25 protein-coding genes are annotated in these 26,318 nt (G+C 67.4%); 17 read left to right on the top strand and 8 right to left on the bottom strand.

Translation table 11 applies throughout. The annotated features are described in order from the left end of the window. Positions 1-30: 30 nt before the first annotated feature. The 3 genes from BMW75_RS19445 to BMW75_RS19435 form a co-directional block, all read right to left on the bottom strand. Positions 31-1,131 carry an amino acid ABC transporter permease gene (locus BMW75_RS19445; protein WP_092581488.1) on the bottom strand — a complete coding sequence of 367 codons (1,101 nt, stop codon included), beginning with the start codon at positions 1,129-1,131 and terminating at the stop codon, positions 31-33. 1 nt (position 1,132) lies between these two features. After that, the gene (locus BMW75_RS19440) at positions 1,133-2,323 is read right to left on the bottom strand and encodes an amino acid ABC transporter permease (protein ID WP_092581487.1); all 1,191 of its coding nucleotides are present in this window, start codon (positions 2,321-2,323) and stop codon (positions 1,133-1,135) included. Between the two features lie 169 nt (positions 2,324-2,492). Then, entirely contained in the window at positions 2,493-3,509 is a 1,017-nt protein-coding gene (locus BMW75_RS19435; RefSeq protein ID WP_076521832.1) for an amino acid ABC transporter substrate-binding protein, read from the bottom strand. Between the two features lie 291 nt (positions 3,510-3,800). On the opposite strand from BMW75_RS19435, the gene BMW75_RS19430 reads away from it, so the two are divergent. The 6 genes from BMW75_RS19430 to BMW75_RS19405 all read left to right on the top strand — a co-directional run bounded on the left by BMW75_RS19430 (position 3,801) and on the right by BMW75_RS19405 (position 9,319). Then, on the top strand, positions 3,801-4,556 hold the full coding sequence (locus tag BMW75_RS19430) for a cell division ATP-binding protein FtsE (RefSeq protein WP_076517296.1): 756 nt from the start codon (positions 3,801-3,803) through the stop codon (positions 4,554-4,556). Beyond that, on the top strand, positions 4,553-5,461 hold the full coding sequence (locus tag BMW75_RS19425; protein ID WP_092581486.1) for a cell division protein FtsX: 909 nt from the start codon (positions 4,553-4,555) through the stop codon (positions 5,459-5,461). The genes BMW75_RS19430 and BMW75_RS19425 overlap by 4 nt, the downstream gene beginning before the upstream one ends. A gap of 359 nt (positions 5,462-5,820) precedes the next feature. Beyond that, positions 5,821-6,708: a chemoreceptor glutamine deamidase CheD gene (cheD, locus tag BMW75_RS19420; protein ID WP_092581485.1), complete on the top strand. Its 888-nt coding sequence runs from the start codon at positions 5,821-5,823 to the stop codon at positions 6,706-6,708. Positions 6,709-6,772: 64 nt separating this feature from the next. Then, entirely contained in the window at positions 6,773-7,303 is a 531-nt protein-coding gene (thpR, locus tag BMW75_RS19415; RefSeq protein WP_092581484.1) for an RNA 2',3'-cyclic phosphodiesterase, read from the top strand. Between the two features lie 36 nt (positions 7,304-7,339). Continuing rightward, entirely contained in the window at positions 7,340-7,900 is a 561-nt protein-coding gene (locus BMW75_RS19410) for a 5'-3'-deoxyribonucleotidase (RefSeq protein ID WP_092581483.1), read from the top strand. 81 nt (positions 7,901-7,981) lie between these two features. Further along, complete coding sequence (locus tag BMW75_RS19405; protein ID WP_092581482.1) at positions 7,982-9,319, top strand: NAD(P)H-dependent oxidoreductase; 1,338 nt, start codon at positions 7,982-7,984, stop codon at positions 9,317-9,319. A 25-nt stretch (positions 9,320-9,344) separates the two neighbouring features. Here BMW75_RS19405 and BMW75_RS19400 read toward each other — a convergent pair whose 3' ends face one another. Both BMW75_RS19400 and BMW75_RS19395 read right to left on the bottom strand, forming a co-directional pair. Further along, entirely contained in the window at positions 9,345-10,091 is a 747-nt protein-coding gene (locus BMW75_RS19400) for a FadR/GntR family transcriptional regulator (RefSeq protein ID WP_076517307.1), read from the bottom strand. A gap of 151 nt (positions 10,092-10,242) precedes the next feature. Continuing rightward, positions 10,243-10,980 (bottom strand): SDR family NAD(P)-dependent oxidoreductase, encoded by a 738-nt coding sequence (locus BMW75_RS19395; protein WP_076517310.1) that lies wholly within the window; start codon positions 10,978-10,980, stop codon positions 10,243-10,245. A gap of 503 nt (positions 10,981-11,483) precedes the next feature. Between BMW75_RS19395 and BMW75_RS19390 the strand changes: the two genes are divergently transcribed. The 11 genes from BMW75_RS19390 (at position 11,484) to BMW75_RS19340 (ending at position 23,624) form a co-directional block, all read left to right on the top strand. Next, positions 11,484-12,719, top strand: a complete 1,236-nt coding sequence (locus tag BMW75_RS19390) for a branched-chain amino acid ABC transporter substrate-binding protein (RefSeq protein WP_092581481.1) — start codon at positions 11,484-11,486, stop codon at positions 12,717-12,719. Positions 12,720-12,865: 146 nt separating this feature from the next. After that, entirely contained in the window at positions 12,866-13,807 is a 942-nt protein-coding gene (locus BMW75_RS19385; protein WP_092581480.1) for a branched-chain amino acid ABC transporter permease, read from the top strand. Next, positions 13,804-15,084 (top strand): branched-chain amino acid ABC transporter permease, encoded by a 1,281-nt coding sequence (locus BMW75_RS19380; RefSeq protein ID WP_092581479.1) that lies wholly within the window; start codon positions 13,804-13,806, stop codon positions 15,082-15,084. The genes BMW75_RS19385 and BMW75_RS19380 overlap by 4 nt, the downstream gene beginning before the upstream one ends. Next, on the top strand, positions 15,081-15,833 hold the full coding sequence (locus tag BMW75_RS19375; RefSeq protein ID WP_092581478.1) for an ABC transporter ATP-binding protein: 753 nt from the start codon (positions 15,081-15,083) through the stop codon (positions 15,831-15,833). The genes BMW75_RS19380 and BMW75_RS19375 overlap by 4 nt, the downstream gene beginning before the upstream one ends. After that, positions 15,830-16,549 (top strand): ABC transporter ATP-binding protein, encoded by a 720-nt coding sequence (locus BMW75_RS19370; RefSeq protein WP_076517323.1) that lies wholly within the window; start codon positions 15,830-15,832, stop codon positions 16,547-16,549. Before BMW75_RS19375 ends, BMW75_RS19370 begins: the two co-directional genes overlap by 4 nt. A gap of 48 nt (positions 16,550-16,597) precedes the next feature. Next, on the top strand, positions 16,598-17,413 hold the full coding sequence (locus tag BMW75_RS19365) for an SDR family NAD(P)-dependent oxidoreductase (RefSeq protein ID WP_092581477.1): 816 nt from the start codon (positions 16,598-16,600) through the stop codon (positions 17,411-17,413). Positions 17,414-17,456: 43 nt separating this feature from the next. After that, the gene (locus tag BMW75_RS19360; RefSeq protein ID WP_092581476.1) at positions 17,457-19,640 is read left to right on the top strand and encodes an alpha-ketoacid dehydrogenase subunit alpha/beta; all 2,184 of its coding nucleotides are present in this window, start codon (positions 17,457-17,459) and stop codon (positions 19,638-19,640) included. Then, positions 19,637-20,125, top strand: coding sequence for a VOC family protein (locus tag BMW75_RS19355; protein WP_092581475.1), 489 nt, complete (start codon positions 19,637-19,639; stop codon positions 20,123-20,125). Before BMW75_RS19360 ends, BMW75_RS19355 begins: the two co-directional genes overlap by 4 nt. Before the next feature lie 10 nt (positions 20,126-20,135). Then, positions 20,136-21,455, top strand: coding sequence for a pyruvate dehydrogenase complex dihydrolipoamide acetyltransferase (locus BMW75_RS19350; protein ID WP_092581474.1), 1,320 nt, complete (start codon positions 20,136-20,138; stop codon positions 21,453-21,455). Between the two features lie 8 nt (positions 21,456-21,463). After that, positions 21,464-22,861, top strand: a complete 1,398-nt coding sequence (lpdA, locus tag BMW75_RS19345; RefSeq protein ID WP_092581473.1) for a dihydrolipoyl dehydrogenase — start codon at positions 21,464-21,466, stop codon at positions 22,859-22,861. A 121-nt stretch (positions 22,862-22,982) separates the two neighbouring features. Further along, complete coding sequence (locus BMW75_RS19340) at positions 22,983-23,624, top strand: hypothetical protein (RefSeq protein WP_139208568.1); 642 nt, start codon at positions 22,983-22,985, stop codon at positions 23,622-23,624. An 83-nt stretch (positions 23,625-23,707) separates the two neighbouring features. Here BMW75_RS19340 and BMW75_RS19335 read toward each other — a convergent pair whose 3' ends face one another. The 3 genes from BMW75_RS19335 to BMW75_RS19325 are packed head-to-tail and all read right to left on the bottom strand — an operon-like array spanning position 23,708 to position 26,227. Continuing rightward, entirely contained in the window at positions 23,708-24,589 is an 882-nt protein-coding gene (locus BMW75_RS19335; protein ID WP_092581471.1) for a LysR family transcriptional regulator, read from the bottom strand. A gap of 19 nt (positions 24,590-24,608) precedes the next feature. After that, positions 24,609-25,964, bottom strand: coding sequence for a type II toxin-antitoxin system HipA family toxin (locus BMW75_RS19330; RefSeq protein ID WP_092581470.1), 1,356 nt, complete (start codon positions 25,962-25,964; stop codon positions 24,609-24,611). Positions 25,965-25,966: 2 nt separating this feature from the next. Next, positions 25,967-26,227, bottom strand: coding sequence for a helix-turn-helix domain-containing protein (locus tag BMW75_RS19325; RefSeq protein ID WP_092581469.1), 261 nt, complete (start codon positions 26,225-26,227; stop codon positions 25,967-25,969). Positions 26,228-26,318 lie beyond the last annotated feature (91 nt).

Raw genomic sequence — 26,318 nt, 5'->3', positions numbered from 1 at the left:
CCCGCCTGGCGGCGGACGCGCGGCATATTGCTAGCGTGCGTGACCCGTGGCCAGGCGTTTTTCCAGCGCCTGGCTGTATTTGGACATGGAGAAGCAGAAGACGAAGTAGATCAGCGAAATGAACAGATACGCCTCCACCCCGAATCCGCGCCATGCCGCATCGGACAAGGCTGCCTTGGCCGCCAGCGTCAGGTCGAAGATGCCGATGATCACCACCAGCGACGTGTCCTTGAACAGCGCGATGAAGATGCTGACCAGCGGCGGAATCACGATCTTGAGCGCCTGCGGCAGAATGATCTTGCGCATCTGCTGCCAGTAATTCAGGCCCAGCGAATCCGCGCCCTCATACTGCCCCTTGGGAATCGCCTGCAGGCCGCCGCGCACCGTTTCCGCGATATAGGCCGCGGCGAACATGATGATCGCGATCTGCGCGCGCAAGAGCTTGTCGATCGAAAAGCCTTCCGGCAGGAAGAGCGGCAGCATCACCGACGACATGAACAGCAGGCTGATCAGCGGCACGCCGCGGATCAGCTCGATGTACACGACGCACAACGCCTTGATGGCGGGCATCTTCGAGCGCCGGCCCAGGGCCAGCAGCACGCCGATCGGGAACGCGAAGGCGATGCCGAACGTGGACAGGATCAGCGTGAGCGGCAGGCCGCCCCAGCGCGCGTTTTCCACGTAGGTCAGGCCGAACACGCCGCCCCACATCAGGACCGCCACGGCCGTCAGCCCCACGGTCCAGATGACGGCGAGCTTCCAGTTCCAGAAGCGGCGAATGCCGCTGCAGACGATCACCGCCACCAGGATGAGGGTGGCGATCAACGGCCGCCATTGCTCGTCATACGGATAGGTGCCGAACAGGATCAGCCGGTGCTTTTCGATGATGAAGGCCCAGCAGGCGCCGCCCGAGGCGCGGCACTCCTGGGCGTTGGTCGCGCTGAAGTTGGCCTTGATGAAGGCCCACTCCACCAGCGCCGGCACCGACATCAAAAGGAACCACGCCAGCAGCACCGTGATGAGGATGTTCAGCGGCGACGAAAACAGCCGCGTCTTGAGCCAGGCCCATGGCCCGGTCTGGTTGCTCGGCGGCGGCAGGGCCTCGCTGGGGGTATGCGTAGTGCTGCTCATATCAACGCTCCACCAGCGCGATGCGCTTGTTGTACCAGTTCATGAAGATCGAGATCGACAGGCTGACCGTGAGGTACGCGCCCATGATGATGAGAATCCCCTCGATGGCCTGGCCCGTCTGGTTCAGCGTCGTGTTCACCACCGACACGATGTCGGGATAACCGATGGCAACGGCCAGCGAGCTGTTCTTGGTCAGGTTCAGGTACTGGCTGGTCATCGGGGGAATGATCACGCGCAGCGCCTGCGGCAGGATCACCAGGCGCAGCACCTTGGCGCGCGGCAGGCCCAGCGAGCCCGCGGCTTCCCACTGGCCGCTGCTGACCGCCTGGATGCCCGAGCGCACGACTTCAGCGATGAACGCCGACGTGTAGATCACCAGGCCCGCCAGCAATGCGGCGAATTCCGGCGACAGCGTCAGGCCACCCGCGAAGTTGAAGCCCTTCAATTCCGGCATGTCCAGCTTCAGCGACGCGCCGCTCACCAGCCAGCCGATGACGGGAAAGGCGATCAGCAGGGCGATGGCTGCGCGGCCCAGCGGGAAAATCTGACCGGTGGCTTCCTGGCGCTTCTTGCCCCAGTGGCCCAGCAGGATGATGGCCACGATGGCCAGCCCCAGGCCGGCCAGCATCCAGTCCAGCGAATTGCCTTCCAGCGCCGGCACTTTCAGGCCGCGGTTGGAGATGAAGACGCCCGGCAGCGGATTGTGCGCCTGGCGCGGACCCGGCATGTTCTCGGTGATGATCGCGTACCAGAAGAACAGCTGCAGCAGCAACGGCACGTTGCGCATCACCTCGACGTAGACCGAGGTGATCTTGGACACCAGCCAGTTCTTGGACAGGCGGCCGATGCCGATGAGCGTGCCGAGGATGGTCGCCAGCACAATGCCGAGGACAGCCACGCGCAACGTGTTGAGCAGGCCGACCACGATGGCGCGGCCATAGGTGTCTGAGGGAGAGTAGGCAATGGCGGTTTCGCCGATTGCGAAGCCGGCCTCGCGGTCCAGGAAGCCGAAACCCGTGGCGATGTTGCGCACGGACAGGTTATGAAGCGTGTTCGATACCAGGAACCACACGGCCCAGGCTACCGCGGTCAGGGCAATCACCTGGTAGACCACGGAGCGCACGCCGGGATCGTTCCAGTTCAGACGCCGTGGGGGTGCCGAAATCGGGGCGTTTTTGTTGGGAGTCGTCATGATGAATCTACAGAAGTCGGACACCGGGTGGCATGCCGCAATCGCCGCGCCACCCACTTCTGCCGCCCGCCCGAAGGCGGGTTAGGGCCTGTCAGGAAATACACGTCCTGTGCAGACAGGCCCTAGGCATGACGGAGAGCCGTGCTCCGCCATGCCAGGCAGCCGCGCGTCAGCGCACCGGCCAGCCGTACATCAAGCCACCTTGCTTGTACGAAGCGTTCAAACCGCGCTCCAACTTCATCGCGCTGTTCTTGCCCAGCGTGGCTTCGAAGCTTTCGCCGTAGTTACCCACGTTCTTGATGATGTTGTAGGCCCACTTGTCGTCCACGCCCAGGTTCTTGCCCATGCCCGGGGTCACGCCCAGGATGCGCTGGATGTTGGGATTGGAGCTCTTGAGCATCTCATCGACGTTGGCCTTGGTGATGCCGTATTCCTCGGCCTCCAGCATGGCGTTCAGGGACCAGCGCACGACGTTGAACCACTGCTCATCGCCCTGGCGGACCATGGGGCCCAGCGGCTCCTTGGAGAAGTCTTCCGGCAGGATGACGAACTTGTCCGGGTTCTCGAGCGTGGTGCGGGTCGAAGCCAGTTGCGACTTGTCGGTCGTGAAGGCGTCGCAGCGGCCGGCCGAGAAGGCGCGGATGATTTCGTCGTACTTGTCGATCACGACCGGCTTGAATTCGATCTTCTGGCTGCGGAACCAGTCGGCCAGGTTCAGTTCGGTGGTGGTGCCCGGCTGCACGCAGACGGTGGCGCCGTTCAGTTCCTTCGCGCTCTTGATGTTCAGGTCCTTGGAGACCATGACGCCCTGGCTGTCGTAGTAGTTCACGCCCACGCCGATCAGGCCCAGCGTGGTGTCGCGGGTCAGCGTGACGGTGGTGTTGCGGGTCAGCACGTCGACTTCGCCGGATTGCAGCGCGGTGAAGCGCTGCTGGGTGTTCAAGGGCGTGAACTTGACCTTGGTGGCGTCGCCGAACATGGTCGAGGCGATGGCGCGGCACATGTCCACGTCGATGCCCTTGTATTCACCCTTGCTGTCAGCGATGGAGAACCCCGGGATACCCGTCGAAACCCCACACTGGACAAACCCTTTCTTCTTGACGTTATCGAAGGTTGCGCCCGCATTGGCAGCCGAGGATGCGGCGAGCAGCGCAGCGCCAATGGCAGCGAGTTTCAGTACTTTCATCGTGATCTCCGTGTGGGATGAAGCGAATCCAAAGCGAGGGCCGGTTAGGCCCACGCATTGGGCGGATGGTAGCGTCCGTAAAGCACGCGGCGCATCCGGGAATTCCCTTGAAATATAGGGACACTGGATGAAATGAAACGCTGTTTTTGACGAAAAATAGGGACGCGTTTTCAGGTTTGCGGGCATCCGATTCAGCCTGTCGAACGAGGCCATCGCCTGAACGACGCGCCACGAGGTGTAGGCCACCTTACTGTCCCCGAGTTACTATGGCGGCTTCATCTGACAGCCGCCATGATCGAATTCCAGCACGTATTCAAATCATATGGTCGCGGCCGCAACATTCTGGCCGACATCAACTTCCGCGTGAGCGCGGGAGAGTTCGTTTTCGTATCGGGGCCGTCCGGCGCCGGCAAGTCCACCCTGCTCAAGCTGATTGGCGGGCTTGAGCCCGCCAGCCGCGGCTCCATCCAGGTGAACGGCCAGCGTCTGGACAAGCTGCCCGCGCGCGCCCGGCCCTACCTGCGCCGCGCGGTGGGCGTCATCCTGCAGGACACGCACCTGCTGTTCGATCGCAGCGCGTTCGAAAACGTGATGTTGCCGCTGGCCGTCCAGGGTCATCCCTGGGAATCCGCCGCGTCGCGCGCGCGGGCGGCGCTGGACAAGGTCGGGCTGTCGGGCAAGGAAGACCTCAACCCCATCGAACTCTCGGGCGGCGAACAGCAGCGCCTGGCAATCGCGCGGGCCATCGTCAACCGGCCCGCCATCCTGATCGCGGACGAACCCACCGCCAACCTCGACCACGACAACGCGCAGCGCATCATGAACGTGTTCCGCGACTTCAACCGCGTCGGCGTCACCACGCTGATCGCTTCGCACGACCAGGAACTCATGGCGCGCTACGCCACCCGTACCCTGCGCATCGATCCGGGCCGGTTCGCCGATTCCCACGGTCCTGCCACGCCTGCCGACGCCCACGCTCCCCACGCGGCGCCCGCGCGTCCCGGCCGCGCCGAGCCGGGCCTGGGCCATCCGGGAGAATCCGCATGAACGCCTGGCTGCGGCAACACCGCTACGCGCTGCTGGTCACCCTGCGCCGGCTGATCAAGCAGCCCTTCTCCTCGCTCGCCAACCTGCTGGTGATGGCCCTGGCGCTGGCGCTGCCATTGCTGGGCAGCGCCATCCTGGTCTCCGTGCAGCCGGTGGCGCGGCAGATGTCCGTCACCCCCGAGGTCACGGTTTTCATGCGGGTAGACGCGCCCTCGGGCGCCGCCGCGGACGTGGCCAAGCGCATCAAGGACGATTACCCGCAGGAGGTGCGCGCCGTCCGTGTCGTGGGCCGCGACAGCGCCCTGGCCGATTTGCGCGCCAATCCGGCCTGGCAGGAGGCGCTGGCCGTGCTGCCGGGCAATCCGCTGCCGGACGCGGTCGTGGTCACCCTGGCCGACGGCGACAACCTCGCCGGACGGGCCGACACGCTGGCCTCGGCCTGGAAGCAATGGAACCACGTCGACCTGGTGCAGTTGGACAGCGCCTGGGTCCAGCGGCTGGAAGCCATCCTGCGCTTTGCCCGTATCGGCCTGGGCTTTCTGGCGGCCTGCGTGGCGGTCGTGGTGCTGGCCACGGTGTTCAACACCGTGCGCATGCAGGCGCTGTCGCAACGCGAGGAAATCGGCGTGGCGCGGCTGGTCGGCGCCACCGAATCGTTCGTGCGCCGCCCCTTCCTTTACCTGGGCGCGCTGTCCGGCGCCCTGGCCTCGGTGCTGGCCATCGGGGTGGCGGCGGTCGCACTGTCCCCCCTGAATGACGCCCTGCTGGGCCTGGCCCGCAGTTACGGCGCCGAGTTCGCCCTGCACCTGCCCGGCGCCCCGGTCCTGATCGGCGCCGTCATCGCCGCCGCCGCGCTGGGCGCCCTGTCCGCGCGCTGGTCGGTCACCCGCAGCACGCGGTTCTAGCCCGGCCGGCCCCGCCCGACGCGGGAATCCGGGCGGCCTGCCCGGACCTGCGCCGGGCTTGCCCACGGACCGGCGGGTCTAAAGCTCCGTTTGAACCCCCTTCGTCCCCGTGATCCGGGGAAAGACCGCAAAAAGCCTGTGTAGGATGGCTGCCAGCCCTTCTCGCAGGCGTCGCGCGAGCGGGCGGCATAGGGAAGTTCCAATAAACGACGCTTTGGTCTTGTTTACATAGTTTTCTCCCATGGACTGCCGGGATATGCAAGAATAAAGCGACATTTTTGTACATGTTTTGATACAAACACCGCTTCTTCCTGCATTTCCAGTGTCTCAATCGCCGTTTTTGCCCAGATATCAGTCCAATGGCCGCTCTTGAAGCCCGCGCAACTCGTCACTACTACGACAGCGCGTTCCAATGTCAGGCAGTGAAGGTGCTCCCCAACGAGTACTACGTCACGAATGAAAACCTGATGATCTCGACCGTGCTCGGGTCCTGTGTCGCGGCGTGCATCCACGACCCGGTGACGCGCGTGGGCGGCATGAACCACTTCATGCTGCCCGAGGGCGACATGCAGTCGCCCGCCTCGGCCACCATGCGCTATGGCGCGTTCGCGATGGAAGTGCTGATCAACGAACTGCTCAAGGCGGGCGCCTCGCGCGACCGCCTGGAAGCCAAGGTGTTCGGCGGCGGCGCGGTGCTGGCGGCGATGCAGCAGATGAACATCGGCGAACGCAACGGCGAGTTCGTCCTGAACTATCTCAAGCTCGAAGGCATTCCCGTCAAGGCGCAGGATCTGGGCGACGTGCATGCGCGCCGCATCAATTATTTCCCGCACGACGGGCGCGTCATGGTGCGCAAGATGGCGCCGCATCACCAGCGCGCCGAAGAAATCATCGCCAAGCGCGAACAGGCCGCGGCGCAGAGCGCGGCGGCCAAGACGGCCACGCCGCAGCGCGTCGAACGCTTCACCGCGCCCGGCGTGGAACGCTTCAACCGGCCGGGTGTGGAAAGCAGCCGTCCGGGGGTCGAACGGCTGAACCGTCCGGGCGTCGAACGCTTCGACCGCCCTGCCCGTCCCGGCGTCGAGCGCTTTGATCGGTCGGCGCGCCCGGGCGTGGAGCGTTTCGACCGGCCCGCGACCGACGCCGCCCAGGCCGCCCCGGCCCGTCCCGCCGTATCGCGTCCTGGCGTCGAGCGCTTCGATACCGCCCTGACCCGCCGGCCCAAGCCCGAAACCGCGGGCAAGTAAACGCGCAGCGGCTGGTTCTGGCCGACGGCGGACGGACCCGCCGCCCGGCCCCTACAATCACCGCATGTCCACGATCCGCCTCTTTTTCGCGCTGTGGCCCTCTCCCGCCCTGGCGGCGTCGCTGGCCGGGTGGGCGGAACAGGCCCGCCTGACCTGCGGCGGGCGCGCCATGCGCACCGAGACGCTGCACCTGACGCTGGCCTTCCTGGGTCCGGTCGACAGCGCGCTGGCCGACGAACTGGCCGCCGCCACGCCTGGACATCGGCTCGCCCCGGGCGAGGCGCCGCTGGAACGGTACGGCGTCTTTGGCCGCCAGCGCATTCTCTGGGCGGGACCGGCGCAAACGCCTGCCGGCCTGCAGGCCGCGCATGACGAACTGTGGCAATGGCTGTCCGGTTACGGACTGGCGCCGCCCCCGCAGCCGTTCCGCCCGCACGTCACCTTGCTGCGCAACATCGTTAACGCCCACCCGCCCGAGGAGCCCCCCGCGCCGCTGGCGTGGCGCTATGACCGCATGGTGCTGGTGGCGTCCGAATCGCTGACGGGAGGAAGCCGCTACCGCATCGTGGCGCAATCGCGCCCGCTGGACGGCTAAGGCACAATCCCAAGGTTGCCAACTCCTGGGTTCACCATGATCATCCTGCTGGATCAAGACGGCGTGCTGGCCGATTTCGAACACGCCTTCATCGATGCGTGGCGCGAGCGCCATCCGGACATCGCGCCCGTGGCCTTCGAGGACCGCAAATCCTTCTACATCCGCGAGGATTACGCCCCCGAACTACGCGGCATGGCCGAGGCCATCTACACGGCGCCGGGCTTCATCCGCAACCTGCCGCCCGTGCCGGGCGCGCTGGACGCGGTCAAGGAACTGCTGGCGCTGGGCATGGACGTGCGCATCTGCTCGTCGCCGCTGTCGCAATTCGAGAACTGCGTCGCCGAAAAATACCTGTGGGTGGAAAAACACCTGGGCCGCGACGCCACCAGCCGGCTGATCCTCACCAAGGACAAAACCCTGGTGCAGGGCCACCTGCTGATCGACGACAAGCCCCACATCGAAGGCGCGGCGCGCCCGCGCTGGAAGCACATCCTGTTCGACGCGCCCTACAACCGCGGGGTCACGGACCGCCCGCGCATCAACTGGCAGAACTGGCGCAACGTGCTGGCCGGCGAGCTCTATACGGCAGATGCCTGAGTCCGGCTGAGTCCTGTCCAACCGTCATCGTTTGGGACTATCCTGTGGAGTCGTACGCCCCACCCAGGAGGAGCCCGCGCCATGAATCTGTACCGTCTGCTCAAGCAGCGAGAGGCCGACCACAAGCCGTTGCGAGTTGCATTGTTGGGCGCCGGAAAGTTCGGCGCCATGTTCATGAGCCAGGCCCCGCGTACGCCGGGAATACGCCTGGTGGCGGTGGCGGACCTGATGCCCGACCGCGCCCGCGCCGCGCTGACCCGCGTAGGCTGGCCCGCCAGCGCGCTCAACGCCGGCAGCATCAATGAGGCGTACAAGAACGGCAAAGTCTATTTCTGCGACGACGCGCGCGCCGTCATCGCCAGTCCCGACGTGGACATCGTCATCGACGCCACCGGCCAGGCCGCCGCCGGCATCACCCATGTGCTGACCTGCTGCGAATACGGCAAGCACATCATCATGGTCAACGTCGAAGCCGACGCGCTGGCCGGCCCGCTGCTGGCGCGCCGCGCGCGCGAGGCAGGCATCGTCTATTCGCTGGCCTACGGCGACCAACCCGCCCTGATCTGCGAAATGGTGGACTGGGCGCGGGCCAGCGGCTTTGAAGTCATGGCCGCCGGCAAGGGCACCAAGTACCTGCCCGAATTCCATACGTCCACGCCCGACACCGTCTGGCCCTACTACGGCTTCACCGCCGAAATGGTGGCGGCGGGAGACTTCAACGCGCAGATGTTCAACAGCTTCCTGGACGGCACCAAGAGCGCCATCGAGATGGCGGCCGTCTCCAACGCCACGGGCCTGTTGCCCTCGCCGTCCGGCCTGCATTTTCCCCCTTGCGGCGTGGACGATCTGGCGCGCGTGCTGCGCCCGCGCGAGGACGGCGGCATGCTGCATCATCGGGGACAGGTCGAAGTGATCTCGTCGCTGGAGCGCGACGGCCGGCCGGTGTTCCGCGACCTGCGCTGGGGCGTCTATGTCACGCTGGCGGCCGACAGCGACTACGTGCGGCGCTGCTTCCAGGAATATGGCCTGGTCACCGATCCCAGCGGCAACTTCACCGCCATGTACAAGCCCTACCACCTGATCGGCCTGGAGCTGGGCATCAGCGTGGCCAGCGTGGGCCTGCGCCGCGAGCCCACGGGCGCGCCGGCCGGCTGGCACGGCGACGTCGTGGCGACCGCCAAACGCGACCTGCAGCCCGGCCAGATCCTGGACGGAGAAGGCGGCTATACGGTGTACGGCCGCCTGATGCCCGCGCCCGATTCCGTCGAGGAAGGCTATCTGCCGCTGGGGCTGTCGCACAAGGTCAAGCTGAAGAATCCGGTGCGCCAGTCGCAGGCGATCCGCTGGCGCGACGTGGAATATGACGAACGCTCGACCGCGGTGCAGTTCCGCCGCGAAATGGAACAGACCTTCGCCTAGGCGGCGACGGCGCGGGCGGACCTGCTCAGACCGGCGCCGGCCGCTCCGCCTGGAACAGCCGCAGCCGGTCGGCCGCATTGCGCAGATGTTGTTCCGCCGCGCGGCCCGCCGCGTCCGGATCGCCGGATTCGATGGCGGCGAAGATGGCCTGGTGCTCGCTCTGCACCGCGGCCATGCGCTCGGCATACATCCGCGCCGTGTTGTTGCGCGCGCTGCGGATGACGCGGCGCACGTTGGCTTCCAGGTAATCGTTCAGCGCCACCAGATGCGGGTTGTGCGTGGCCTGCACGATGGCCTGGTGGAATTGGTAGTCTTCCTCGTCGCCCAGCTTGTCGTTGATGAGCGCGTACTCCATGCCCACCAGCGCCTGGCGCATCTTCTTCAAGTCGGGCTCGGTGCGCCGCTGCGCCGCATAGCGCGCGGCGGTGACCTCGATGGACAGCATCAGCTCCAGGATGTGTTCCAGGTCCTGGTTGTCGCCCGGCGTGGGCGCGGCGATGCGAAAGGCGTTTTTCTGGAAGTTGGGGTCGACGAACACGCCGCTGCCCTGCTGCGAGGTGATCAGCCCTTCGGACTTGAGGCGGGCCAGGGCTTCGCGCACGACCGCGCGGCTGACCGAGTGCATTTCGGTCAGTTGCTTTTCGGTCGGCAGGCGGTCGCCGGGGGCCAGCACGCCTTGGCGTATCTGCTCGGCCAGGGCCTCCGCCACCGCCGCGGACAGCGAGCTGCGGGGCGCGGCGCGCGTCGGATCGGGTTCTTGACTGGGCTGCATGTGGAATCGTTGGAGCGTGAGGGCGGCGCGCGGACGCGGCGGCCGTGTTTATAGGAATGTCTCGCGTGGTGGTCCCGACAGGCTCGTGCGCGGCGGCGTCCCGGAAAATTATAGATTTGCCGGTTTTCCCGGGGCGTCGCGTCTTGGCACTTTACGCGATGTAGATCCCGCCATTGACCTGCATGACCTCGCCCGTCACGAACGCCGCCAGCGGCGAACACAGGAAGGCGATCGTCCCGGCGATTTCCTCGGCGGTGCCAAAGCGGCGCAGCGGCGTGCTTTCCAGCAATTGGGCGCCCTTTTGCCCGATCAGGTCGTGCGTCATGGACGTGGCGATGATGCCGGGCGCGACCGCGTTCACGCGGATCTGCGGCGCCAGTTCCAGCGCCAGGCTGCGGGTAAAGCTCTGCACCGCGCCCTTGGAGGCAGCGTAGGCGGCGTGCGCATAGCTGCCGCGCTGCGCGGCCAGCGACGTCAGCAGGACGATCGAGCCGTCGTGGCGCAGGTGGCGCTGCGCCGCGCGGCACGCGTAGAACGTGCCGTCCAGGTTGATGCGCATCAGCGTGCGCCAGGCCTCGTCGCTGGTGTCCTTCACGAGCTGTTCGGGATAGATGCCCGCGCAGTGGACCAGGTGGTCCAGCCCGCCGAAATGCCGGGCCGCCGCCTCGAAGACCCGTTCGCAATCATGCGAGACCGACACGTCCAGCGCGTGCGTGTAGACGCGCTGCCCGCTGGGATCGAGTTCCGCCGCAACGTCCTGCAGCCGCGCATTGTCGATGTCGGTCAACACCAGCCGCGCGCCATGCGCGGCCATGAGGCGCGCCGTGGCCAGCCCGATGCCATTGCCCGCGCCGGTGATGGCGGCAACCTGCCCTTCGAACGAAATCATCCTGTCTCCTGAAGCTGTTTTGAGTCTGCGCTAAACGCGGTCCGCGGGCTTTTCGCGCACCGCCCCGGTTATCAGATTGAACGCCTGAATCCGTTGCTTGACACGAGAAAAACGCTTGACCTATGATTTATCGGACAACTTTATAAAGTTGCCTGACAACTTGTTCGGAAAGCGTAAATCAACCCGCGCTTCCCGGCAAGTCCGTCAGAAAAACACGGCGTCACGCCGCATAAACAGGCAGGGGACAACCAGGTGAACTTCACCGGCAGCACGACCGCATCCGCGCCATCGGCACGCCCGACGGCGCCTCTCCAGACGCTCCGGCGGCCCCATGCCCTGTCCGGCCGGCACGCCGGCCCGGCGCATCGGCCGCCCGCGGTCCCCGCCGTTCCCTCATCCACGCGCAACTACACCCCCACGCCCCTGCGGCATGCGGGCGTGGCGGCCTGCGCGCCTGCCTGATCAACGCAATCACACACTCCCGTCCCACGGAGGAGACACGCATGAAATTGGCTTTCACCACCGGCCTGCTGTGCCTGGCAGGACTTACCGCAACGGCCCACGCCGCGCCCGTCAAGATCGGCCTGATCGAAACGCTGTCGGGCCCGCAGGCCTCGACCGGCCTGATGTTCCGCGCCGCCGTCAAATACGAGCTGGACCGCATCAACGCGGCCGGCGGCTGGAATGGCCAGCCGCTGGAGCTGGTGGAATTCGACAACCAGGGCGGCCCCGTGGGCGCCTCGGACCGCTTCCGCGCCGCGGCCGCCGAGGGCGTGCAGGTGCTGGTGCAGGGCTCGTCGTCGGCGATTTCCGGCCAGCTCACCGAAGACGTGCGCAAGCACAACCTGCGCAACCCGGGCAAGGAGATCGTGTTCCTGAACGTGGGCGGCGAGGCGCTGGAGCTGACCGGCCAGAAGTGCCACTTCTACCATTTCCGTTTCACCACGAACGCCGACCTGCGCGTCAAGTCGCTGGCCTCGGTCATGTCGGCCGACGGCACGCTGGGCAAGCGCGTGTACGCCATCAACCAGAACTACTCCTGGGGCCAGGACATGGAAGGCGCGACCGAGCGCTTTGCCAAGCAGTACGGCTATGAGGTCGTGGGCAAGACGCTGCACGAGGTCAACAAGATCCAGGACTTCGCGCCCTACGTCGCGCGCATCCGCTCGGCCACGCCCGACACGGTGATCACCGGCAACTGGTCCAACGACCTGCTGCTGCTCATGAAGGCCACGCAGGCGGGCGGCCTGAAGGTGCGCTTTGCCACGGTATTCCTGGACCAGGTGGGCAACCTGGCCAACGCCGGCGAGGTCGCGCTGGGCCACTACATCGCGCACCCGTACAACATCGAGGCGGCCGGCGAGGAAGGTGCGGCGTTCGCCGAGGACTACAAGTCCAAGACCGGCCACTACCCCAGCTACACCGAACCGCAGACCGTGATCGGCGTGCGCTTCCTGGGCGAAGCGTTGAAGCAGGTCAAGCCGCAGGACGGCAAGCTGCCGGTGCCGGCACTGGCCGCCGCGCTGGAGAAGGTCACCTACAAGTCGGCGCTGGGCGACTACACCATGCGCGCCGAAGACCACCAGGTGCAGTTGCCGATGGTGGTGTCCAAGGTCAGCAAAGATGCCAAGTACAAGGCCGACGGCACCGACATGGGCTTTGCGCCCGTCAAGGTGCTGGCCGCGGCGGACGTGTCCTCGCCGGTGCAGGCCACCTGCAAGATGCAACGCCCGAAGTGATGCTCGCGCGGCGATCCCTGCGCTGACCCGCGCGCGGACCGCCGCCGGCACATGACAAGCGCACTCCCGGCGCGGGCCGGGCAAAAACAACGTGCGCAATAGATCGCGGGACGCCCGGCGTCCCGCGCAAGAATCCTGGAGCGGACATGGAATACTTTACCGTCTCGCTGTTGAACGGCGTGATCTACGGCCTGCTGCTATTCATGGTGTCGGCAGGCCTGACACTGATTTTCGGGATGATGGGTGTGCTGAACTTCGCGCACGCCTCGTTCTACATGATCGGCGCGTATGCCGCCTACACCCTCACACCCGTCACGGGCTTCTGGACGGCGCTGGTGCTGGCCACGGTCATCGCCGGGGTGCTGGGCATGGGCGTCGAACGCTTCTTCCTGCGCCGCGTGCACAAGTTCGGCCACGCGCAGGAACTGCTGGTGACCTTCGGCCTGGCGTTCATCGTCGCCGAACTCATCAAGCTGTTCTACGGCGACTTTCCCGTCGACTACCGGGTGCCGCAGTTCCTGAACTTCGCGGCGTTCCGCGTGTTCGATGCGGACTATCCGTTCTATCGCCTCTTGATGGGCGGCGTGTCGCTGGCGATGTTCGCCGTGATCTACCTGCTGCTGTCGCGCACCCGCGTGGGCATCGTGGTGCGATCGGCCATCTACCGGCCGCGCATGGCCGAGGCGCTGGGCCATAACGTGCCGCTCGTCTTCATGAGCGTGTTCGGCGTGGGCGCCGCGATGGCCGGATTGGCCGGCGCGGTGGCGGGTGCGTTCTACACCACCAACCCGAACATGGCATTGGAGCTGGGCGTGCTGGTGTTCGTGGTGGTCGTGGTCGGCGGCCTGGGTTCGCTGGAAGGCGCGATGATCGCATCGCTCCTGATCGGCCTGATCAGCTCGTTCTCGGTCGGCATCGACGCCAGCCTGGCCACCCTGTTCGGCCTGTTCGGCGCCGGGGAATGGGCCGAAAGCGTGGGCGGCCTGATGACCGTGAAGGTATCCAGCCTGGCCGCGACGCTGCCGTTCCTCTTGATGCTGGTGGTGCTGCTGGTCAAGCCGTCGGGCCTGAAGGGAGAGCAGGCATGAGCCATACCGCGACTTCCACGCGCCGCGCCACGGGCGCGCTGCTGTTGATTCTGTGCGTGGCCGCGCTGTGTGCGCTGCCGTGGCTGCTGCCTGCCGGCCAGCTTGTGGCGGCCGTGCAGATGCTGATCGCCGCGCTGTTCGCCTGCGCCTTCAACCTGCTGGCCGGCCAGGGCGGCATGCTGTCCTTCGGCCATGCCGCGTATTTTGGCGTCGGCACCTTCGCCACCATCCATGCGATGAATGCGCTGGGTGGCGCGGGCCTGCTGCCCACGCCATTGATGCCGCTCGTCGGCGGCGTGGCCGGGCTGCTGTTCGGCGTGGTCGCGGGCTGGTTCGCCACCATGCGGTCGGGCGTGTACTTTTCGATGATCACGCTGGCGCTGGCCGAGCTGCTGCACGCGCTTGCGCCGCACCTGAAAAGCGTGTTCGGCGGCGAAGCCGGCGTATCCGCCATGCGCATGCCGGCCTGGGGCTTCACGTTCGGGTCCGACATCGAGGTGTATTACCTGGTGCTGGTCTGGGTGCTGGTGTCGCTGGCAGCGCTGTATGGGCTGACGCGCACGCCGCTGGGCCGGCTGACGCTGGGGCTGCGCGAAAACGCCAGCCGCCTGCGTTACCTGGGCTACCGGCCGCATGCGCTCAAGACCATGGTGTTCGCGCTGTCGGCCATGTTCGCCGGGATCGCGGGCGGCCTGCAGGCGCTGAACATCGAAGCGGGCAACTACGTGCTGTTCGAGGTCAAGCTGTCCACGGATGCGGTGCTGTTCGCCTACATCGGCGGCGTCAACGCGTTCCTCGGACCCGTGCTGGGCGCCTCGATCCTCACCTTCCTGTCGCAGACGCTGGCCGACATCACGCGGTCCTGGCTGCTGTACCAGGGCATCCTGTTCGTGCTGGTGATGCTGTTCGTGCCGGACGGCCTGGTCGGGCTGGTGCAGCGCGCCGCCAAGTCGCTGCGCGAGCGCGGGCTGGCCAACTGGCTGCCGCGCGCCGCGGTGTCGGTGGCCGGCGGCCTGCTGCTGACCGGCGCCACGGTCTTCACCGTGGAGCTGCTGCAACGCATGTTCGCGCGCGATTACCGCGCCCTGCTCGCCATGAACCCCGAGGCCGGCTGGCCCGCCATCCCGCTGTTCGGCCACGACTGGGCGCCGCTTGCCGTATCGACCTGGCTGGTGCCGCTGGCCCTGTTCGCCGCCGGCCTTGCGGCCTGCCGCTGGGCGCTGGCCCTGTGGCGCGACGCCGGCGAAGCCGCCCCCCTGCTGGAGCCCGCCCAATGAGCCACGAGATCCTGACCCTGACCGACGTGCGCAAGTCCTTTGGCGACGCGCAGATCATCCGCGGCGTGAACCTGGCCATCGAAGCCGGCGAACGCCATGCCGTCATCGGCCCCAACGGCGCGGGCAAATCCACGCTGTTCCACCTGATGTCCGGCTCGTTCGCGCCGACGTCGGGCGACATCAATCTGCGCTCTCGTTCCATCGGCGGCCTGGCCCCCGAAGCCATCAACCGGCTGGGGCTGGCGCGCTCGTTCCAGATCACCAACGTGTTCCCGCGCCTGTCCGTGCGCGAGAACCTGCGGCTGGCGGTGCAGCGCATGCATGGCCTGGTCTACAACTTCTGGCGGCCCATCGCGCGCAACCGCGCCGTGAACGAGGACGTGGACCGCCTGCTGGAAAAGGTGCGGCTGACGGCCAGGCAACACACTGCCGCCGGAGACCTGAACTACTCCGAGCAGCGCTCGCTGGAAATCGGCATGACGCTGGCCTCGCGTCCCAAGGTCATCCTGCTGGACGAGCCCATGGCCGGCATGTCGCAGCACGAGGTCGACTACACGGTCGAGCTCATCAAGGACGTGACGCGCGACTGCACGCTGCTGATCGTCGAGCACGACATGCAGGTGGTGTTCTCGCTGGCGGACCGCATCAGCGTGCTGGTCTACGGCGAAATCCTGGCGACCGGCACGCCCGACGCCATTCGCGGCGACGCCCGCGTGCGCGAAGCCTACCTGGGAGAGGAAACGGTATGACGACGCAATCCCCCCTCTTGTCGCTGCAAGGCGTGCATGCCCATTACGGCAAGAGCCACATCCTGCACGGCATCGACCTGTCGATCGGACGCGGCGAAGTCGTCAGCCTGCTGGGCCGCAACGGCGCGGGCCGCTCCACCACCATGAAGAGCGTCATGGGCCTGGTGGACGTGACCGGCGGCCGCATCGCCATCGAAGGCCGCGACATCACCAACAAGCGCCCCTTCGAGATCGCGCGCGCCGGACTGGCCTTCGTGCCCGAGGAACGCGAGGTCTTCGCCAACCTGACGGTGGACGAGAACCTGCGCATGGGCGAACAGCCCCGGCGCGACGACGCCCCGTACTGGACGGTGGCGCAGATGTTCGACTACTTCCCGCGCCTGAAGGAACGCCGCGACACCCGCGCCGGCAACCTGTCGGGCGGCGAGCAGCAGATGCTGACCATGTGCCGGTCGCTGCTGGGCAACCCCAAGGTCATCCTGATCGACGAACCCACCGAAGGGCTGGCGCCCAAGATCGTCGAGGTGATCGCCGATGTCATCCGGGATATCCACAAGCAGGGCGTGTCGGTGGTGCTGGTGGAACAGAAGCTCACCATCGCGCTGAAGGTGTCCACGCGCGTCAGCGTGATGGGCCACGGCCGCATCGTGTTCGAAGGACCGCCCGCGCAACTGCATGAGCGCCAGGACGTCGTCCAGGAATGGCTGGCGGTGTGAGCCGCGTCACGTACTCATCCCCGTATTCATCCCCTACAGGCACACATCGTGGACAACACCACTGAAGTCATCCATGCCGAGCTGCGCGGCCGGGCGGTCGTCATCACCGGCGGCGCGAAAGGCATCGGCTACAGCACCGCGCAGGCGTTTGCCCGCCAGGGCGCGCGCGTCGCGCTGCTGGACACGGACGCGGACGCGCTGGACGCGGCTGTCGCGCGTCTTCTTGCAGCGGGCAGCGCGGGCAACGGCGCGGGCACCGGCGCGCAGGCCATGGCCGTGCAGGCGTCCGTCACCGATGCCGACGCCGTCGAGCGCGCCTTCGCCCAGGTCGAACAGGCCTGGGGCGGCATCGACGTGCTGGTCAACAACGCCGGCATCTCGGCCAACAAGCCCACGCTGGACGTCACCGTGGACGAATGGCGCCGCGCCGTGGACATCAACCTGACCGGCGTCTTCCTGTGCGCGCAGGCCGCGGGCCGGCGCATGGTGCCCGCGGGCGCGGGCTGCATCATCAACCTGGCCTCCATGTACGGCGTGGTGGCGGCCCCCGACCGCGCCGCCTACTGCGCCACCAAGGGCGCGGTGGTGCTGCTGACCGAAACACTGGCCGTGGAATGGGGCCCGATGGGCGTGCGCGTCAACGCGCTGGCGCCCGGGTACGTCGAAACCGACCTGGTGCGCGACCTGGCCGCGCGCGGCCGGCTGGACCCCGAACGCCTGAAGCAACGCACCCCCCTGCGCCGTCTGGCGCAGCCGGCCGAAATGGCCGACCTGGCGGTTTTCCTGGCCTCGCGCCAGGCCGCCTACATCACCGGACACACCCTGGTGGCCGACGGCGGCTGGAGCCGCTACAGCTACCTCTGACGCTAACCGCACCGACGCACAAAAACACTCTGGAGATTCACTCATGGCCACCTACCAACCGCTCGAGCCCCAGGCGCCCTGGCGGCAACTGACGGCCGAGGCCTCGGACTGGCAGCAGGCGGACCCCGCGCTGCTCGGCACGATGCTGACGCAGCTGCACTGGATCCGCGCTTTTGAAGAAGCCGTGCTGGAACTGGCCGCCGAAGGCCTGGTGCACGGCCCCGCGCACTCGTCGGTGGGCCAGGAAGGCGGCGCCGTCGGTTCGGTGCTGGCCCTGGGCGCCGGCGACCAGATCAACGGCTCGCACCGCGGCCATCATCAGTTTTTGGCCAAGGCGCTGCAGCATGTCGCGCCGCAGGGCCTGGACCCGCGCAACCCGCTCACGCCCGCCATCGACGAGGTCCTGCACAAGACCCTGGCCGAGATCATGGGCCTGGCGGACGGCTACTGCCGCGGCCGCGGCGGCAGCATGCACCTGCGCTGGCTGGAAGCGGGCGCGCTGGGCACCAACGCCATCGTCGGCGGCGGCGTGCCGCTGGCCGCCGGCGCGGCCTGGGCGCACAAGCACGCCGGCACCGACCGCGTGGCCGTGACCTACTTCGGCGACGGCGCGGTGAACATCGGCTCCGTGCTCGAAACCATGAACCTCACCGCCGCGTGGAAGACGCCGCTGTGCTTTTTCATCGAGAACAACCGCTACGCCGTGTCGACCACCGTGGAGGAATCCACCGCCGAACCGCGCCTGTCGGCGCGCGGCCTGGCCTTCAATATCCCGTCCTGGAAGGTCGACGGCATGGACCCGCTGGCCGTGCACCTGGCCATGTCCGAAGCCGTGGCGCACATGCGCGCCGGTAAGGGCCCGACCATCGTCGAAGTGGACGTCTACCGGTTCTTTCACCAGAACGGCCCCTTCCCCGGCAGCGCCTTCGGCTATCGCACCAAGGACGAGGAGGCAGCGTGGCGCCTGCGCGACCCGCTGGACCGCATCGCCTCGGAAATGATCGCCCGCAAACTGGTGACGCAGGCCGACGTGGACGCGCTGCGCCAGCGTTGCAAGGACGTGATGAAAGACGTGTCCGGCCGCCTGACGGAAGCGGCGGACGGCGGCAAGCGCCGCGTGCGCGCCGACCTGTGGCCCAGCCCGGACTTTCGCGACGTGGGCCTGCGCAGCGACGGCGCGGAACTGGACGGCCTGCGCTACCAGGAGGCCGCGGACCACACCGGCGCAATGGTCGAACGCAAGTTCGTCGATGCGGTCGCCGACGTGCTGGACCGCCGCATGGAAACGGACCCGGGCGTCGTCGTGCTGGGCGAGGACGTGCACCGCCTGAAGGGCGGCACCAACGGCGCCACGCGCGGCCTGAAAGACAAGTATCCCGACCGCGTGCTGGGCACGCCGATTTCCGAGAACGCCTTCGCCGGGCTGGGCGGCGGGCTGGCGATGGACGGCCGCTACCGGCCCGTCGTGGAATTCATGTACCCGGACTTCATGTGGGTCGCGGCGGACCAGATCTTCAACCAGATCGGCAAGGCGCGCCACATGTTCGGCGGCGACATCGACGTGCCCTTCGTGCTGCGCACCAAGGTCGCGATGGGCACGGGCTATGGCTCGCAGCATTCGATGGACCCGGCCGGCATCTTCGCCACCGCGCCCGGCTGGCGCAGCGTCGCGCCCTCCACGCCCTACGAGTACGTCGGCCTGATGAACACGGCGCTGGCCTCCAAGGACCCGGTGCTGGTCATCGAGCACGTGGACCTGTACGCCTCGTCGGGCGAGGTGCCCGACGGCGACCTGGACTACGCCATTCCGTTCGGGAAGGCCCGCGTGCGCCGCGAAGGCGGCAAGGTCACCATCCTGACCTACCTGTCCATGGTCAGCCGCGCGCTCGCGGCCGCGGAGCAGGCCGGCGTGGACGCGGAGGTCATCGACCTGCGCACGTTGGACCGCGCCAGCCTGGACTGGGACACCATCGGCGCCAGCATCCAGAAGACCAACAACGTGCTGATCGTGGAGCAAGGCGCGCGCGGCACCTCCTACGGCGCCATGCTGGCCGACGAGATCCAGCGCCGCTACTTCGACTGGCTGGACCAGCCGGTCAAGCGCGTCACGGGCGGCGAAGCCTCGCCCAGCATTTCCAAGGTGCTGGAACGCGCGGCATTCGCCGACACCGATGAAGTGGTCGCGGGCCTGGCCGACGTGCTGGCGGACCTGGGAGAACAGGCATGAGCGCCCTCTCGATGACCGTGCCGATGGAGGTCGGCATCTGCTGCGCGGACCTGGACGCGCAGCTTGCGTTCTACACCGGCGTCATGGGCCTCGCGCTCGTGAACCGCGTGACCGTGCCGGCCGACAAGGCCCGCGCCACGGGCCTCACGCAGCATGGCTACGACGTGGCGCGCCTGCAGACGCCGTATGGCGAGCGCATCAAGCTGCTGCAACCGGCCGTCCCTCCGGAGCCCGCCGTGCGCGGCGCGGCCATCCTGGACCGCCAGGGCGCCGCCTACCTGACCTTCATCGTGCGCGACCTGCCCGGCGTGGTGCGCGCCCTGCAAGCGAAGGGCGTCGTCTTCGACAGCGCCCCCGCGCCGATGGAAGTGCGGCCGGGAACCTGGCTCGCCTTCTTCCGCGACCCCGAAGGCAATGTGCTCGAACTGGTCGAATACGACGACCCCGCCGCCTACCGGCCCGACCTGGCCGGCGCCGCTGAATAGGAAGAACATCGTGGCATATCTCATCAAGCTCCCCTCCGTTGCCGCCGACGCCTCGGGCGGCGTCCTGCACCAGTGGCTCAAGCAGGAAGGCGACCGCGTCGCCGTGGGCGATGCGCTGGCGGAAATCGAAACCGAAAAAGCCATCGTCGAGATCAACGCCGAGCAGGCGGGCGTGCTGGGCCGCATCGTGGTCCAGGCCGGACCGGCGACGGTGCCCATCAATACCGTGATCGGCGTGCTGGTCGCGGACGGCGAGGACGCGGCGGCCATTGACCGCGCGCTGGCCGAGCAAGGCGGCGCGGCTGTCGCGGCTTCGGCTGCCGGGGCACCGGCTTCCGCAGCGCCGGCTGTCGCGGCACCGGCCGGCGGGAGATCGCCTGACCGCGCCCCCGCGCCGGCCGTGGCGCAGCAACCGGCGGGAGCCCCATCGTCTGCGGCGGCGCCGGCCAAGGCCGCCAGCGCGCCGATCCCCGGCGGCCGCCTCTTTGCCAGCCCCCTGGCCCGCCGCCTTGCCGCCCAATGGCACGTGGACCTGCTGGGCGTCACCGGCACCGGCCCGCACGGCCGCATCGTGCGCCGCGACGTGGAAGCCGCGCGCGACCGCGCACCCGCCGCGGCCCTGCCGGCCTCGTCGACCGCCGCCCGCCCCGCCGCGCGCCGCGTGCCCCATACCGGCATGCGCCGCGCCATCGCCCGCCGCCTCACCGAAAGCAAGCAGCACGTGCCGCACTTCTACCTGACGGTCGATTGCCGCATGGACGCGCTCCTAGCCCTGCGCGCGCAAGCCAATCACGGCGGCGCCATCAAGCTGTCGGTCAACGACTTCATCGTGCGCGCCGCCGCGCTGGCCTTGCGCGAGGTGCCGGAAGTGAACGCCTCCTGGCACGACGACGACATCGAGTTCCACGCTGGCGCCGACATCTCGGTGGCGGTGGCGACCGACGGCGGCCTGGTCACGCCCATCGTGCGCGACGCGGACGTCAAGCCGCTATCCGCCATCTCGGGCGAAATCGCCGAGCTGGCCGGGCGCGCCAAGGTCAATCGCCTCAAACCCGAGGAATTCACCGGCGGCTCGCTGACGGTCAGCAACCTGGGCATGTACGGCATCAGCCAGTTCGCCGCCATCATCAACCCGCCGCAGGCCGCGATCCTGGCCGTCGGTGCGGCCGAGCGCCGGCCGGTCGTGGACGAGGACGGGCAGCTCGCCGCCGCCACCGTGATGACCGTGACGCTATCGGCCGACCATCGCGTGGTGGACGGCGCCGTCGGCGCGCGCTGGCTGGCCGCCTTCCGCGCGCTGATCGAAAACCCCGTGCGCATCCTATTGTGAGCCAGGCCATGACGAAGACGAATTTTGATCTGGCCGTGGTGGGCGGCGGCCCCGGCGGCTACGTCGCCGCCATCCGCGCCGCGCAGCTCGGCATGTCGGTGGCGCTGGTGGAACGCGCCGAACTGGGCGGCATCTGCCTGAACTGGGGCTGCATTCCCACCAAGGCCCTGCTGCACAGCGCCACGGTGCTGCGCGCCTGCCGCGAGGCCGCGCACTATGGCGTGGCGGGCGCGGGCGAGGCACGTCCCGATCTGGCCGCCATGGTCGCCCGGTCCCGCAAGGTCGCCGGCCGCCTGGGCCAGGGCGTGGCGCACCTGATGAAGAAGAACGGGGTGACCGTGTTCGCCGCCAGCGCCAGGCTTGCCGGGTCCGGCAAACTGGCGCTGGATAACGGCGCCACGCTGTCGGCCCGCCACATCATCCTGGCCACCGGGGCGCGCGCCCGCGAGCTGCCGGCGCTGCCCGTGGGCGAGCGCATCTGGGCCTACCGGCAGGCGCTGGCGCCCGCCGAGATCCCGGCGTCGCTGCTGGTGGTGGGCGCGGGCGCCATCGGCGCGGAGTTCGCCAGCTTCTACCGCGCGGTCGGCGCCGACGTCACGCTGATCGACATGACGGCCGACATCCTGCCGCAGGAAGACGCGGAAATCTCGCAGCTCGCGCGCAAGGCCTTCGAGAAACAGGGCATCCGCGTGCTGACCCGCTGCGCGGTCACGGCGTCGTCGCACACCGCCACGGGCGTCAAGGTGACGCTGCAGCATGACGGCAAACCGTCGGACCTGGAGTTCGACCGCGTCATCGTCGCCGCCGGCATCGTCGGCAACGTCGAGAACCTGGGGCTGGAGCAGACCCGCGTCAAGGTCGAGAAAACGCACATCGTCACCGATGGGCTGTGCCGCACGGGCGAGGCGGGCGTCTATGCGATCGGCGACGTGGCCGGCGCGCCCTGGCTTGCCCACAAGGCCAGCCACGAGGCCGTGGTGTGCGTGGACGCCATCGCCGGCCTGCCCGCGCATCCCATCGACCCGCTGCGCATCCCGGCCTGCACGTATTCCTATCCGCAGGTGGCCAGCATCGGCATGACCGAAAGCCGCGCCCGCGAACACGCAAAGCAGACGGGCGGCGAGATCCGCGTGGGCAGGTTCACCTTCGCCGGCAACGGCAAGGCCATCGCGATGGGCGAGGATCAGGGGCTGGTCAAGACGGTGTTCGACGCGACATCGGGCGAACTGCTGGGCGCGCACATCATCCATCCCGAAGCGTCCGAACTCATCACGGGCTACGGGGTCGCGGCGTCGCTGGAGGCCACCGAGGAGGACCTGATGCACACTGTGTTCGCGCATCCGACGCTGTCGGAAACGTTGCACGAATCGGTGCTGTCGGCATTTGGGCGGGCGCTGCACGCGTAGGGCGGAATTCGAAACTTTTCGATGCCATCGGACCCACCGCTGGGACACCATTACCTGGTTTTCCTGCGTTTCCGATCCTGCGCACGCGAACGTCCCTCTCTCAGGATCCCCGAGATCCTGAATGAATCAAGCCACCGCAAGACCCGCCTCCCGACCGGGCGCATGGGCAGGCCGACTGGCCGCCTACCTGGGCCTGGCAATCACGGCGGCCAGCGCAATGGCGCTGGCCGCCGACCCGTATGCAGACTTCCTCCACGGGGCGCACGTCGGCATGTGGGCAGGCATGCTGCTGTTCGCGCCCGCCGCCTGTTACGCGGCATTTTCCAGACTGGGACGCCGACCCTGGCTAGCCGCCTGGGTCGGCTTTCTGTTGCCCCTGCTGTGCTGGCCCCTGTACTTCCAGCAGCGATTCGCCACGCCGGACGCTGACCAGGTCTACGACTACTGGGTGCTCGAAAGCGTCGAGTACCTGCCCATCAAGCGTTGGGCCACGCGCCGCCAGCACCTGGACCATGCGGGCGCGCTCGTGTGGGGACACTACATCGCCCAGGAGACGCGCAGGGTTCCGGTCGACACACACGGAATGCCGGTAGCCGAAGACACCCCTTGGCAGCACGCGTCCCATCAATCCTGGACGTGTCCGGTCTGGAACGTGACGTACTTCGGGCCGTTCGTCGTGACCCACCATCACTGGACGACGCGCTACCTGCCCAACCACCGCGAACTCCCCGTGGATCTTGCAGGCTGCACGCGCGACGAGTGATGCGCCTGGGATGTGCCTGGATTGATGCGCCCAAGATGTGGCGGGACGGCGCGGCGGCTGCCCCGCCGCGCCTCGCGCAAGCCTCAAATCCTTTCCACGTAGAAATCCAGGAAGCACGCAATGCGCCGCGAAAGCTGCGTGTTGCGGTGATAGACGGCGTGCATGGGCTGCAGCTGATCGGTGTATTCGCTTTCCATCACCTTCACCAGGCGGCCAGCCTGGATGTCCTCCCGCACCACGAAATCCGACAGGCAGGCGATGCCCACGCCGCGCAACGCAAGCTGCCGCTGCGTCTCGCCGCTGGACGTGGCGAGCGTCGGCGTCGCCTGGTAGCTGGTGCCGCCGGCATGGCGCAGCGGCCACGCATTCAGGCTTTCCGGCTGGGTGAAGCCCAGCAGCTCATGATTCGCCAGATCCTCCACCGTCCTGGGCACGCCGCGCCGGGCCAGGTAGTCCGGACTGGCCATCAGCCAGCGCGGAGATGGGCGAAACACACGCGCATGCAGGGTGGAATCCGTCAACGGCCCCATGCGCAACGCGACATCGGTGCGATGCTCCATCAGATCCACGATGCGGTCGTTGCTGGTCAGTTCCAGCGAGATCTCGGGATAGGCTTGCCGGAACTCGGCAACGTGCGGCACCACGCAGTGCAGCATCACCGGCACCGACGCATCCACGCGCAGCCTCCCGGCGGGGCGTTGATGCACCATGCGCATGCACTCCTCGGCCTCTTCAAGCGCCGCCACGATCTGGCGCGCCTTCGGCAGAAAATGCCGGCCCTCTTCGGTCAGCTCCATGCGGCGCGTGGTCCGATTCAGCAGCGTGACGCCCAAGTCTTCCTCCAGCCGATGCAGGCCACGGCTGACGCCGGAGGCGGTCTGGCCCAGCATCTCGGCGGCGGCGCTCAGCGAACCGGCGTCGACTACGCCGAGGAAAAGGCGCAGGGCTTCGGAGTTCAGGGACATGGTTTCGGGCTCCTTGCGGCTAATTCGCCAGGCTGTCGGCCGCCGTCTGCAAGCCGCCCAGGATACTGTCGGCCACATGCTGGGGAAATTCCGGGGGCAATATCGCGCGGACACGGCGCACGACGTCGGGCGTGCGCGACACCAGATCGTCGACCACCGCCTCCGCCCCGCGGCCGTCGGGCGTCACGACGCCGTGTTCGGCCCCCACGGCCAGCCAGTGCTGCCTGAGAATATCGCGCATGACCCAGTGGGCGTTCTTGGTTCGCACGGCCATGGCCATGCGTGCCTTGAACGGCGACAGCTGGTTGGCGCCGGTACCGATGACGGGATAGGCGGACAGTACGTCATACAGCGGCGTGAGCTCGTACGCGCCGCCGGGACGCAGGAAAATGCTGAAGTTTTTTGCGTGGCCATCCGTGGCGCGCAGCATCCAGAACAGGACCTGCGACTGGAAAAACATGCGCCGATCGCGATCGGGCTGGCGCGAGGTGCCCAGCAGTTTCATGATGCTGCGCACGCCGGGCCCGCCGTCGGATTCGTACTTCAGATGCGGCGGCGTTCCCGTGGCCTGGCACATGTCTTCCTGCGGCAACCGGATCAGCCAGCGCTTGCCATCATCGTCACGCCACCACGTCCGGTCGAACCGCTCAACCGCCAGCACCTTCATGTCCTCGAACATCAAAGGCTGGGTGCGGGCCACCGGCAGCCCATAAGCATGGAGGATCTCGGAACACAGCCACTCGTTCTCCACCGAGTGGCTCATGTCGAACTTCAAGTTGCCGACGAGGCCGAGCGGCATCTTGAAGATATGCGTCGTCGGCGTGGCGCCGTGAGGCCTGCACCAGCGGCCGTCGAGCCACAGCATGGCCGTCTTTTCCTGCGCCCCGGCGATCGAGATGCGGAACCCGTCATCGTCGTCCGCATTGCGGCCGGCCAAGGGTCCGGGCGTCAGGGTGCCGCGCAGCGCCTGAGCCACTTGCGCATCGCTGAGCGCAATGGCGTCGACCTGCGTCACGGGCCCAGGCGCGACGCCGCCGGGCATGACCTGAACAGCGCCCACACAATCCCGGCCAACTTCGGCCAACAACGAGAACGCATCGGTGGAACCCACCTGGAACCGCCGCGCGACACGTTCGCGGATGTTCTGGCTGTCGGGCAGCAGATTCTCGAAATAGCTGCGCACGGCTTGCCCCCGATGCGGCGGGTTGCCCGGCGTGAAGGGGAGCGACAGCGAGAGCGGCCGCCCCCGGTCGGAGGCGACCCATGTCGGGTCGTATTGGAGGCTCTCGCCAATCTGGGGCTGGACGCTCCAGACGCCGACGAAGTCCCCGTTCATCCAGAGATCCAGCGCGCGGTGGAGCGAACGTCGGCCCATGGCTACCAATCCGGTGTGGCCGATGCTTTGGACGCGGAGGACTTTGCACGTTGGCGCAACACGACTTCCACGCCCAGGATGCCGAGAATCTCCAGCAACCTGTCAGCGCCAAGCTTGCTGGCATTGCGCTCAAACGCCGAAAGCGTTTGCTGCGTGACGCCCAGACGCAGGGCAGCCGCAGCCTGGGTCAGGCCAGCCTGTTTGCGGAAGGCTCGGAGCAAGGCGGGGAGCTGGTCCGCCGTGCGGACGGTGAAGTCGGACATGCCAACCCTTGATGATGGGGATTTACAGATTCTAGGTTGTAAAACCGAGATACGCAACGTAGGCTGTATTTCATAAATACAATCTATATGC

Origin of the sequence: Achromobacter sp. NFACC18-2 (assembly GCF_900108985.1) — a bacterium.
GTDB lineage: Bacteria > Pseudomonadota > Gammaproteobacteria > Burkholderiales > Burkholderiaceae_B > Achromobacter.
This window is presented reverse-complemented; position numbering and strand designations above follow the sequence as displayed.

Bases quoted from the DNA above. Each gene is read 5' to 3' on its own strand.
- BMW75_RS19430 (WP_076517296.1), top strand. From the start codon at position 3,801: ATGATCGAATTCCAGCACGTATTCAAATCATATGGTCGCGGCCGCAAC.
- BMW75_RS19330 (WP_092581470.1), bottom strand. From the start codon at position 25,964: ATGGGCCGACGTTCGCTCCACCGCGCGCTGGATCTCTGGATGAACGGG.
- BMW75_RS19390 (WP_092581481.1), top strand. From the start codon at position 11,484: ATGAAATTGGCTTTCACCACCGGCCTGCTGTGCCTGGCAGGACTTACC.
- BMW75_RS19370 (WP_076517323.1), top strand. From the start codon at position 15,830: ATGACGACGCAATCCCCCCTCTTGTCGCTGCAAGGCGTGCATGCCCAT.
- lpdA (WP_092581473.1), top strand. From the start codon at position 21,464: ATGACGAAGACGAATTTTGATCTGGCCGTGGTGGGCGGCGGCCCCGGC.
- BMW75_RS19440 (WP_092581487.1), bottom strand. From the start codon at position 2,323: ATGACGACTCCCAACAAAAACGCCCCGATTTCGGCACCCCCACGGCGT.
- BMW75_RS19395 (WP_076517310.1), bottom strand. From the start codon at position 10,980: ATGATTTCGTTCGAAGGGCAGGTTGCCGCCATCACCGGCGCGGGCAAT.
- thpR (WP_092581484.1), top strand. From the start codon at position 6,773: ATGTCCACGATCCGCCTCTTTTTCGCGCTGTGGCCCTCTCCCGCCCTG.
- BMW75_RS19355 (WP_092581475.1), top strand. From the start codon at position 19,637: ATGAGCGCCCTCTCGATGACCGTGCCGATGGAGGTCGGCATCTGCTGC.
- BMW75_RS19380 (WP_092581479.1), top strand. From the start codon at position 13,804: ATGAGCCATACCGCGACTTCCACGCGCCGCGCCACGGGCGCGCTGCTG.
- BMW75_RS19425 (WP_092581486.1), top strand. From the start codon at position 4,553: ATGAACGCCTGGCTGCGGCAACACCGCTACGCGCTGCTGGTCACCCTG.
- BMW75_RS19360 (WP_092581476.1), top strand. From the start codon at position 17,457: ATGGCCACCTACCAACCGCTCGAGCCCCAGGCGCCCTGGCGGCAACTG.
- BMW75_RS19340 (WP_139208568.1), top strand. From the start codon at position 22,983: ATGAATCAAGCCACCGCAAGACCCGCCTCCCGACCGGGCGCATGGGCA.
- BMW75_RS19445 (WP_092581488.1), bottom strand. From the start codon at position 1,131: ATGAGCAGCACTACGCATACCCCCAGCGAGGCCCTGCCGCCGCCGAGC.
- BMW75_RS19400 (WP_076517307.1), bottom strand. From the start codon at position 10,091: ATGCAGCCCAGTCAAGAACCCGATCCGACGCGCGCCGCGCCCCGCAGC.
- BMW75_RS19410 (WP_092581483.1), top strand. From the start codon at position 7,340: ATGATCATCCTGCTGGATCAAGACGGCGTGCTGGCCGATTTCGAACAC.
- BMW75_RS19375 (WP_092581478.1), top strand. From the start codon at position 15,081: ATGAGCCACGAGATCCTGACCCTGACCGACGTGCGCAAGTCCTTTGGC.
- BMW75_RS19335 (WP_092581471.1), bottom strand. From the start codon at position 24,589: ATGTCCCTGAACTCCGAAGCCCTGCGCCTTTTCCTCGGCGTAGTCGAC.
- BMW75_RS19385 (WP_092581480.1), top strand. From the start codon at position 12,866: ATGGAATACTTTACCGTCTCGCTGTTGAACGGCGTGATCTACGGCCTG.
- BMW75_RS19405 (WP_092581482.1), top strand. From the start codon at position 7,982: ATGAATCTGTACCGTCTGCTCAAGCAGCGAGAGGCCGACCACAAGCCG.
- BMW75_RS19435 (WP_076521832.1), bottom strand. From the start codon at position 3,509: ATGAAAGTACTGAAACTCGCTGCCATTGGCGCTGCGCTGCTCGCCGCA.
- BMW75_RS19325 (WP_092581469.1), bottom strand. From the start codon at position 26,227: ATGTCCGACTTCACCGTCCGCACGGCGGACCAGCTCCCCGCCTTGCTC.
- cheD (WP_092581485.1), top strand. From the start codon at position 5,821: ATGGCCGCTCTTGAAGCCCGCGCAACTCGTCACTACTACGACAGCGCG.